Here is an 8,477-nt window from a genome sequence, read left to right as displayed (position 1 = left end):
GCAGGAAAACGGTGACGGCGATAAAGAGGATTACGGTTTGTCATGCCTCTTCATCGCCAATCAAGCTCCAAGTTCCGTTAACTTTACGATGCCCTCCTGGAAGCTCACATCTAGGAATGTCACTTGCACACGCTGACAAGCGGAGCGTGCCTGCGTCCATTCCGGTTTCTTCAAAGCGTCATGATAAGGGTATTGGGCGTTTTACCTCTGATGACAGCGCTTGAAAAATAGACAGTCGGTAAAGACTTACCTATGAGCTTGGTCCTGACGCATTTTTGCTGGCTTTTAGCCCTTTGGATGCGCCAATCAATCGGACCTGCAATAGATCGAGTTTTGCTCTCCCGCACATTTCCGGCAAGGCAAGTCTCGTGAAGGCCGGGCATGCCTCGCCAATTTGTTTCAGATATGCCCGGAAGTCTGGTCGGCATCCGCCTTGCCGGAGCGTGTTTTCAGTCCAAACCGACTCCACAGGACGATTGCGGCGAGGATCGCGACGCCGAACATCCAGAACGGCACGACGTCGCGCGGCAGCACCATCAGGATGGCGCTTGCGGCAAGCGCCAGCCGGACCGGCATCTTGTGGCGGACGATCAGCCAGCCCGTGGCAGCGCCCGATGAGGCCACCAGCGCCAGAAGGGTGATCGCCACGGCTCCGATGATGGCAGGAACGGAGCCGACCATCAGAAGCTCGGAGCGATAGAGAAACATCACCGGGATCAGCATGACCGGGATCGAGAGGCCGAACGCCACCCAGCCGGTTTTCGATGATGGCGCTTCGGCGATCCCCGCTGCCGCATAGGCGGCGAGCGCAATCGGCGGCGTGACCATGGCGAGAACTGCGAAATAGAGCAGCAGCATATGGGTCGCGATCGGGGCGAAGCCGATGCTGACCATTGCCGGGGCCAGCAGGATCGCCGACATGACATAGGCCGAGGTCGTCGGCATGCCGAAACCCAGGACGATGGCCGCGGCAATGGTCAGCAGAACCGCCAGAACGACCGAGCCATGGGAAAGATCGACGATCATGCCGGTGAATTTGGTGCCAAGCCCGGTAAAGGCGACGACGCCAACGATCACGCCCGCAAGCGCGCAGGGAATGGCAACTGTCACGGCCCGCTGCGCCCCGGTGGCGAAACTCAGCAGGATGTCGCGCGGCTTCTGCCGGGTATTGGCCCGCAGGCTGCCGATGATGATGGTGGCGGCAATGCCTTCCAGACAGGCGCTGGAAACGCTGTAGCCGCTGACGATGCGCCAGGCGAGCCAGGCCAGCGGCGCCAGCATGTGCCCGTGATCGCGCAGCACTTGGCCCGCCGGCGTCAGTTCGGACGACGGCAGCAGCGGCAGCGCATCGCGCCGGGCGGTGAAATCGACGGTAATGAAAACGGAGGTGAAATAAAGCAGGGCCGGAAGTGCCGCGGCGGTGATGATCTGGGTATAGGGAATACGCAGCATATCGGCCATGATGAAGGCCGCGGCCCCCATGACCGGCGGCATGATCTGGCCCGCGGTCGAAACCACGGCCTCGACGGCGGCGGCAAAGGTGGGCTTGTATCCGGCCCGTTTCATCAGCGGGATCGAGAAAATGCCGGAACTCATCACATTGGCGACGGCGCTGCCGGAGACAAGGCCGGTCAGCGCCGAGCCAACGACGGCGGCCTTGGCCGGGCCGCCGCGATAGCGCCCGGTCATCGCCAGAGCGAGATCGACGATCATTCGCCCGCCGCCGAACAGTTCGAACACGGCGGCAAACAGGATGAAGTAGAATACCACGGATACCGAAATGCCGAGCGGAATGCCGTAAAGGCCTTCCATGGTCAAAAGCTGTTGATCGACAAAATCGGACAGGCCGGCCTGTCTGTGGCCGAGTTCGCCCGGCAGTCCGCCGCCGAGAAGCTGATAGGCGACGAAAACCGCGACGACGAAGATCATGCCCTTGCCGACCAGCCGCCAGCCCAGAAGGCCGAGCGTGGCGAACAGGATCGCGCAGACAACGAGATCGGATGTGTAGACCGGATCAAGCCCGGAAATCCGGCTGAGCCAGCGATCATGGCCGAGATAGTGAAACACCGGCGGGACGAAGGACAGGGCCGCCGCCGCCAACAGCACGATCCGCTCATAAAGTCGCTTGCTGCGCGCTGCCATAACCGCGGCGCCGGTGGCCATGGCGAAACCCAGATGCGCGGATCGCACGAAGACAAGATCCAGCTCCTTGTCCCACCAGATCCAGACCTGGAACAGCGCCCAGCAAAGGGCAAGGGCGGTGGCAATACGTTTCATGTCGGCGCTCCGGGCCTGTTTTGTCCTGCAAGTGGTGCTGGCCCGCAGCATCAGACGGCGCGGGCCGGGGCCGGATTATTCCATCCAGCCGCGTTCCTTGAAGTAGCGGATCGCGCCGGGATGCAGCGGCAGGTTTACCAGTTCCGGCTTCCAGGCATCTTCAGGGTTGAAGTCGGCCAGCGCGCCGTGGCTGCTTTTCAACTGCTCGGCATTTTCGATCAGGCTCTTGACGATTGCATAGGCAAGATCGTCGGACATGTCCGCCGAGGCGATCAGCGTGGTGTTGGTGGAGGGCAGGGTTATGTCCTCATCCTGTCCGCGAAACGTGCCAGCGGGCAGCACGGCCGTGCCGAAACCGTATTTCTGTGCCATCACGTCGAGCAGTTCCGGCGACGGGGACAATTGCACCACATCGGCTTTTTGCGAAATCTCTGTGGTCATAGGATGGCCGACCGTGATCATCTGCGGCGTGGCGTCGACCGTGCCGTCGGCAAAACCGGCGATGATGTCGGGGATCGGGATATAGCTGTAACGCCCGCCGGTGGCCTCAAGCTGTTCCTGGGACGCGCCTGCTTCGGCAAGCAGCATCTCTCCGGCGAAGGTGGCCATGCTGCCCGGCGGGTTGAGACCGACGACGGCCCTGGGATTGACCTCGGTGAAATAGGCTTTCACGCTGGTGCCCGGTTCCGCATCGGCGGCGGTGACATTGAGGTAATAGGTGTCGAGACCGCCCAGAAGGCCGCGAATGTTTTTGATCGGCGCGTCATAGGCGACGATGCCTTCCTTGGCCCAGCGGTTGGTCATGCCATGGCTGAGCGCCATATCGGCCTTGCCCGCGCTGACAAGGCGAACATTGGCATAGCCGCCGCCCAGTGGCGGGGTGTCGATGGTGGAGCCCTCCGGCAGGACCTTGCGCAGGATTTCGCCGATGGTGGCGGAATAGACGAACCAGCTCGAACCGGACTTGAACGAGGCAATGGTCAGGTCGACCGGCTCCTGTGCGGATGCGTGGCCGGTGAGGGCGGCAGCGATGCCAAGGGCGGCGATGCCGGCGACGCAGCGGGATTTGAGAGACATGGGAAGAGCCTTCCTGTTGCTTGTTTGGCAAAATCTTAGGTTAATGCCTTTTGTGATACTTCACAAGATTGCCGAATTGACTCTCCTTACGCAAGAGCATTGAAAAAATTTTTTATAAATGCCTATTTTTGGGGCTATATAACGCGATAGCGCCAATTTTTTGTGCATTTCAGTGTCGATAAATTCGAAAAAATGTCCTGTCCGATGCGGAAACCGGGTTGTTTTACGTCGAATATTGACTGTATATCTGTTCAGGTTCATAAGTTGATGCATCACAGTTAAGGCGAGTTTCCCATGACAACCAAATCCCTGCAGTTCCGAAACCTCCCCGTCGATGGCCAGCCCCGGCCCATGCAGGTTGCACCGCGCACGCTGGTTATCGCGGGCTGGGCCGGGCGCAACGTGGAGGCTGTCGAGGAGCATATTCGCGAGCTCGAGGAGATCGGGGTTGCCCGCCCGCGCCGTACGCCGATGTTCTACCGCCTGAGCGCAGCGCTGCTGACGGCGGATGGCGAGATCGAGGTGGTCGGCGAGGCGGCGACGGGCGAGGCCGAAGTGGTGCTGATCAGGTCCGGCGATGCCTTTCATGTCGGCATCGGCTCCGACCATACCGACCGCAAGCTCGAAGCCGTCGGCGTCACCTTGTCGAAGCAGATCTGCGGCAAGCCGGTCGGTCCCGATCTGTGGAGCCTTGACGATCTGCGCGGCCATTGGGACAAGCTGATCCTGCGCTCTAAGGTCTGGCGCGACGGCGAATGGCGGCTTTATCAGGAAGGCACGCTCGATTCGCTGATGACGCCGGATGAATTGCTGCGCCAATATGAAGACGACGGCGGCCGGTTCGGCGAGGGCGATGTGATGTTTTGCGGAACGGTTCCGATCATCGGCGATTTCTACTTCGCCGAAAAGATGGCTCTTGAACTGTCCGATCCTGTGCTTGGCCGCACATTGCGCCACGAACTTCACGTGCGCGCGCTTGAGATTGCCGACTGAGCGAGCGGCAGAATGCGCGCAAATACCGGCCTTGCCGCCGGAGACCGAAAGGAAAAACGATGAGCAGAATGACCACCAAACCGCATCTGGAATTTTACCGCGTCTCCATGGACGAGGGCTGGGAAGTGCCGCCGGGCTATCCCGAGGGCATCCAGCAGAAGATCCTGTCCGGCGCACTGGATGAGGAAAACGGCCGCGGCAACCGTTCGCGCCTGCTGCGCTTTGCTCCCGGCGTCTACACCACGGCGCCCTTCGTGCATGAGTATTTCGAGGAAGTGTTTCTGGTTTCCGGCGATCTGACCGTCGGCAATGATGAAAACGGCAATGGCGGCGAATCCTTCACCGGTCCCACCTACGCCTCGCGGCCGCCCGGCGCCTATCACGGGCCGTTCAAGTCCGAAAATGGCTGCGTCCTGTTCGAAATCCACTATTATCAGGACTGAGGCATGGCTTCTCCCGCAAACGGCGCAGAGCGGCCGGATCGTGAGGCAAAACCCGCCTCGCTGGTGGAGCAGGCCTATGCCAGCATCAAGCACGGCATCGTCACCACGGCTTTCGCTCCCGGCGCCAGCCTTAACGAAGTTCAGCTTTCCGAGGAACTGGGCATCGGGCGCACGCCGGTCCACCACGCCCTGCACCGTCTCGCGCAGGAGGAGCTTGTCGATATCCTGCCGCGCAAGGGAGTGCGGGTGCGCCCCGTGCTTCAGGACGAGATCGCCGAACTGATCGAGGCCCGGCTGGTGACGGAACCCTATTGCGCGGCGCGGGCCGCCGAGCGGGTGCGCGAGGCCGAGCTTGAGGAGCCGCGACGGATTCTGGCCGAAGCCGAGGCCGAGCTTGTCGGCGAGGGCCGGACCGAGGCGCTGATGAAGCTCGACGGCGCGTTTCACTCCTGGGCCAACCGCATTGCCGGAAACCGGGTTCTCTATGACGTTCTCGACCAGTTTCAAAATCGTTCGGCGCGTTTCTGGTTTCTTTCCCTGAGCGATATTCCCCACGCCGAAGGCGTTCACAAGGAGCATAAGGCAATCCTGCGGGCCATCGGCGCGCGCGATCCCGAAGCCGCCCGCCGGGCGGCCGAAGACCATATCAAATCCTTCCGACGAACCATTTTAAAAGTGATCTGAGATGTTGAGCCAGGGTGTCATCCATTGCCTCGAAGCGCTTGCCGCCGGACGGACGACCAGCGAAAAGCTGGTGCGCACCGCGCTGGAGCGGATCGCCGATCCTTCCGGGGAGGGGGCGCGCGCCTTCACCGAAGTCTTTGCCAGCGAGGCCATGGCCGCCGCTGCCGAATCCGACAGACGCCGCGCGGCGGGAAACGCCCGGCCGCTGGAAGGCGTTCCGGTATCGGTCAAGGACCTGTTCGACATTGAAGGCCGTGTCACCCGCGCCGGTTCGAAGGTGCTGGCGAACGAGGCCCCGGCCAGAGCCGATGCCGAGCCGGTTGCCCGGTTGCGCGCCGCCGGTGCGGTCATCGTCGGGCGCACCAATATGACCGAGCTTGCCTTTTCCGGTCTTGGCCTCAACCCCCATTACGGCACGCCCGCCAATCCCTGGGACCGGGCCGCGCGCCATATTCCCGGCGGCTCCTCCTCCGGCGCGGCCGTTTCTGTTGCCGATGACATGTGCGCGGCCGGGCTTGGCAGCGATACCGGCGGCTCGGTGCGCATTCCCGCCGCCCTTTGCGGTTTGGCCGGTTTCAAGCCGACACAGGCGGCGGTGTCGCGCGAGGGTGTCTATCCGCTGTCGCCGACACTCGATTCCATCGGCCCGATCGCGCGGACCATCGAAGATTGCGCCCTGCTTTACGCCGTTTTGAGCGGCACGGAGGTTGCCGCTGTCTGGACGGGAGCGCCGCCCCGTTTTCTGGTGCCGGAAAATTATGTTACCGACGGCATGGATGATACGGTCGCGCGCACATTCGAGGATGCGCTTTCACGGCTTTCGGCGGCAGGCGTCACGCTGGTCCGCCGTCATGTCGAGGCGTTCGACATGCTGCCGGAAATGGCGAAAGCCGGGGCCTATCCGGGGATTGAAGCCTTTGCCGCCCAGAGCGCACGCCTTGCAGCCCGGCGCGATGAATTCGACCCGCGCGTTGCCGCCCGCATTATCGCCGCTGGCGCATTGCCCGCCGACAGCGCGACCCGGCTTGATGCGATCCGCAAGGCCTATATTACCTTTCTGGAGAAGGAACTGACCGGCGTCGACGGTCTGCTGATGCCGACAGTGCCGGTCGTTGCGCCGCTGATCGAAGCGCTTGCCAGCGACGATGCGGCCTATGGCGCGGCCAACCTCCTGATGCTGCGCAACCCGACGGCCATCAACATTCTGGACGGCTGCGCGGCGTCGCTGCCGCTGTTTGCAACAGGCTCCGGCGCACCCGTCGGTCTTTCGGTCGCAGGCGCACGCGGGCAGGACGCCCGCATTCTTGGTCTGGCGCAATATCTGGCCCCCATCCTTTCCAACTGAGTCCACGAGGAAGACATGAGCGAAAATAGAATTCTCATCGCCGGCGCAGGGCCGGTTGGCATGGTCGCGGCCGCGCGGCTCGTTGGCGCGGGCATTCCCGTCACCGTTTTCGAGGCTGGCAGCGCGCTTTCCAAACAGTCGCGGGCATCCACCTTTCATCCGCCGACACTCGATATGCTGGATGAGTTCGGCGTCAGCGAGCGGCTGATCGAGGCCGGTCTTGTTGCGCCCTATGTGCAGTACCGGTCGCGCGCCGACGGGCTTCTGGGCCGTTTCGATTTCGGCGAGATCGCCGATCTGACGAACCATCCCTACCGCCTGCAATGCGAGCAGTGGCGGCTTTGCGAGGCGCTTTACGACAAGCTGAAGAACGAGAAGGATTTCGAGATCCGCTTCGACAGTCCGGTAACGGCGATCGGGCAGGGACCTGAAGGCGTGATCGTGACGCTTGGCGAGGGCGATGCGGCGACAACCCGGCGCGGCCGCTGGCTGATCGGGGCCGATGGCGCAAGCTCGGTGGTGCGGCAGAGCCTCGGCATCGGTTTCGAGGGCTTTACCTGGGCGGAGCGTTTTCTCGTTTTGACGACGCCTGCCGATCTCAGGGCGCTGATCCCAGATCTCGATACGGTTACCTATGTCGCCGATCCCGAGCAGTGGAACTTCTTCCTCGAAATTCCCGGCGCCTGGCGGGTGATGTTCCCGGTTCCCCAGGAAATGACGGATGAAGAGGCGCTTGCGCCGGCCTATGGCGACGGATTGCTGCGCAGGGTGCTGCCCGAAGCCGGAACCGCGCTTCCGGTCGAGCACCGCACGCTTTACCGGGTGCATCAGCGCGTTGCCGACACCTTCCAGCGCGGCCGCATCTTCCTTGCGGGCGATGCCGCCCATATCAACAATCCGCTGGGCGGGATGGGCATGAATGGCGGCATTCATGACGCCGTCAACCTGACCGGGCGGATGATTGCGGTGTGGAACGGCGAGGCGGGCGAGGAAACGCTTTCGCGCTACGACCTCCAGCGCCGCAAGGTTACCGAGGAGCATGTTCAGGTCAACACGATCCAGAACAAGCGCGACCTTGAGGCAAAAACGGAATCCGACCGCGCCGCCTACCGCGATGCCATGCGCGAACGCATGGAAGATGCGACAAAGCGCCGGGATTTCCTGATGCGAATCGGAATGTACAAGGCGCTTGCGCGCGCGGCGGAACTCGGCTGAGGCCACCCGCCAGCAAAAAGAATGTCCTGAGATGGATAGACTAGGCGGCCCCGCATTTCGGTGAAAGGCGGGGCCATTTTTGCATGCCGGGCGGACGATGAGGCCCCGTCCGAATCCCTCTCCCACAGCGTCCGTCGCGAAGGAGTGATACTAGGCTCAGGACCTATTAATTTGGCTTGAGTTGTGATTCACGGTTTCCGGAAGGAGACCGTGATGAGTAATTTGTTTCTGCTGAGTGAGGGCCAGATGGCTCGGATAGCGCCGCATTTTCCCTTGGCGCATGGTGTTTCACGTGTTGATGATCGCCGTGTCGTCAGCGGTATTGTTTACGTCATCAAACATGGCCTGCAGTGGAAGGATGCGCCCAAGGATTACGGGCCGCATAAAACACTTTATAACCGTTTCATTCGTTGGAGCCGACTTGGCGTGTTCGACCGCATCTT

Annotated in this window: 8 protein-coding genes; 6 read left to right on the top strand and 2 right to left on the bottom strand. The window is 62.0% G+C overall.

The window, feature by feature from the left end; translation table 11 throughout:
• Positions 1–399 precede the first annotated feature (399 nt).
• Together EDC90_RS20090 and EDC90_RS20085 are read right to left on the bottom strand one after the other, a co-directional pair.
• Positions 400–2,328: a TRAP transporter permease gene (locus EDC90_RS20090; protein ID WP_132314299.1), complete on the bottom strand. Its 1,929-nt coding sequence runs from the start codon at positions 2,326–2,328 to the stop codon at positions 400–402.
• A gap of 24 nt (positions 2,329–2,352) precedes the next feature.
• Complete coding sequence (locus EDC90_RS20085) at positions 2,353–3,354, bottom strand: TAXI family TRAP transporter solute-binding subunit (protein ID WP_132314298.1); 1,002 nt, start codon at positions 3,352–3,354, stop codon at positions 2,353–2,355.
• Between the two features lie 294 nt (positions 3,355–3,648).
• Here EDC90_RS20085 and EDC90_RS20080 point away from each other — a divergent pair, with 294 nt between their 5' ends.
• The 6 genes from EDC90_RS20080 to EDC90_RS20055 form a co-directional block, all read left to right on the top strand.
• Complete coding sequence (locus EDC90_RS20080; RefSeq protein WP_207903979.1) at positions 3,649–4,347, top strand: DUF2848 domain-containing protein; 699 nt, start codon at positions 3,649–3,651, stop codon at positions 4,345–4,347.
• Between the two features lie 59 nt (positions 4,348–4,406).
• Positions 4,407–4,790, top strand: coding sequence for a cupin domain-containing protein (locus EDC90_RS20075; protein ID WP_245511156.1), 384 nt, complete (start codon positions 4,407–4,409; stop codon positions 4,788–4,790).
• A gap of 3 nt (positions 4,791–4,793) precedes the next feature.
• Positions 4,794–5,474 (top strand): GntR family transcriptional regulator, encoded by a 681-nt coding sequence (locus EDC90_RS20070; RefSeq protein ID WP_132314297.1) that lies wholly within the window; start codon positions 4,794–4,796, stop codon positions 5,472–5,474.
• A gap of 1 nt (position 5,475) precedes the next feature.
• Entirely contained in the window at positions 5,476–6,819 is a 1,344-nt protein-coding gene (locus EDC90_RS20065) for an amidase (protein WP_132314296.1), read from the top strand.
• Between the two features lie 15 nt (positions 6,820–6,834).
• Positions 6,835–8,034: an FAD-dependent oxidoreductase gene (locus EDC90_RS20060; RefSeq protein ID WP_132314295.1), complete on the top strand. Its 1,200-nt coding sequence runs from the start codon at positions 6,835–6,837 to the stop codon at positions 8,032–8,034.
• A gap of 213 nt (positions 8,035–8,247) precedes the next feature.
• Positions 8,248–8,477, top strand: a 230-nt coding sequence (locus tag EDC90_RS20055; RefSeq protein WP_207903978.1) for a transposase, incomplete at its 3' end; no start/stop codon positions are given.

This window comes from Martelella mediterranea (assembly GCF_004342225.1).
In the GTDB taxonomy this organism is placed as follows: domain Bacteria; phylum Pseudomonadota; class Alphaproteobacteria; order Rhizobiales; family Rhizobiaceae; genus Martelella; species Martelella mediterranea_B.
Note: the sequence above shows the minus strand (reverse complement) of the source record. Positions and strands in the feature narration are given on the sequence as shown.

Bases quoted from the DNA above. Each gene is read 5' to 3' on its own strand.
- EDC90_RS20060 (WP_132314295.1), top strand. From the start codon at position 6,835: ATGAGCGAAAATAGAATTCTCATCGCCGGCGCAGGGCCGGTTGGCATG.
- EDC90_RS20070 (WP_132314297.1), top strand. From the start codon at position 4,794: ATGGCTTCTCCCGCAAACGGCGCAGAGCGGCCGGATCGTGAGGCAAAA.
- EDC90_RS20080 (WP_207903979.1), top strand. From the start codon at position 3,649: ATGACAACCAAATCCCTGCAGTTCCGAAACCTCCCCGTCGATGGCCAG.
- EDC90_RS20090 (WP_132314299.1), bottom strand. From the start codon at position 2,328: ATGCTGCGGGCCAGCACCACTTGCAGGACAAAACAGGCCCGGAGCGCC.
- EDC90_RS20085 (WP_132314298.1), bottom strand. From the start codon at position 3,354: ATGTCTCTCAAATCCCGCTGCGTCGCCGGCATCGCCGCCCTTGGCATC.
- EDC90_RS20065 (WP_132314296.1), top strand. From the start codon at position 5,476: ATGTTGAGCCAGGGTGTCATCCATTGCCTCGAAGCGCTTGCCGCCGGA.
- EDC90_RS20075 (WP_245511156.1), top strand. From the start codon at position 4,407: ATGAGCAGAATGACCACCAAACCGCATCTGGAATTTTACCGCGTCTCC.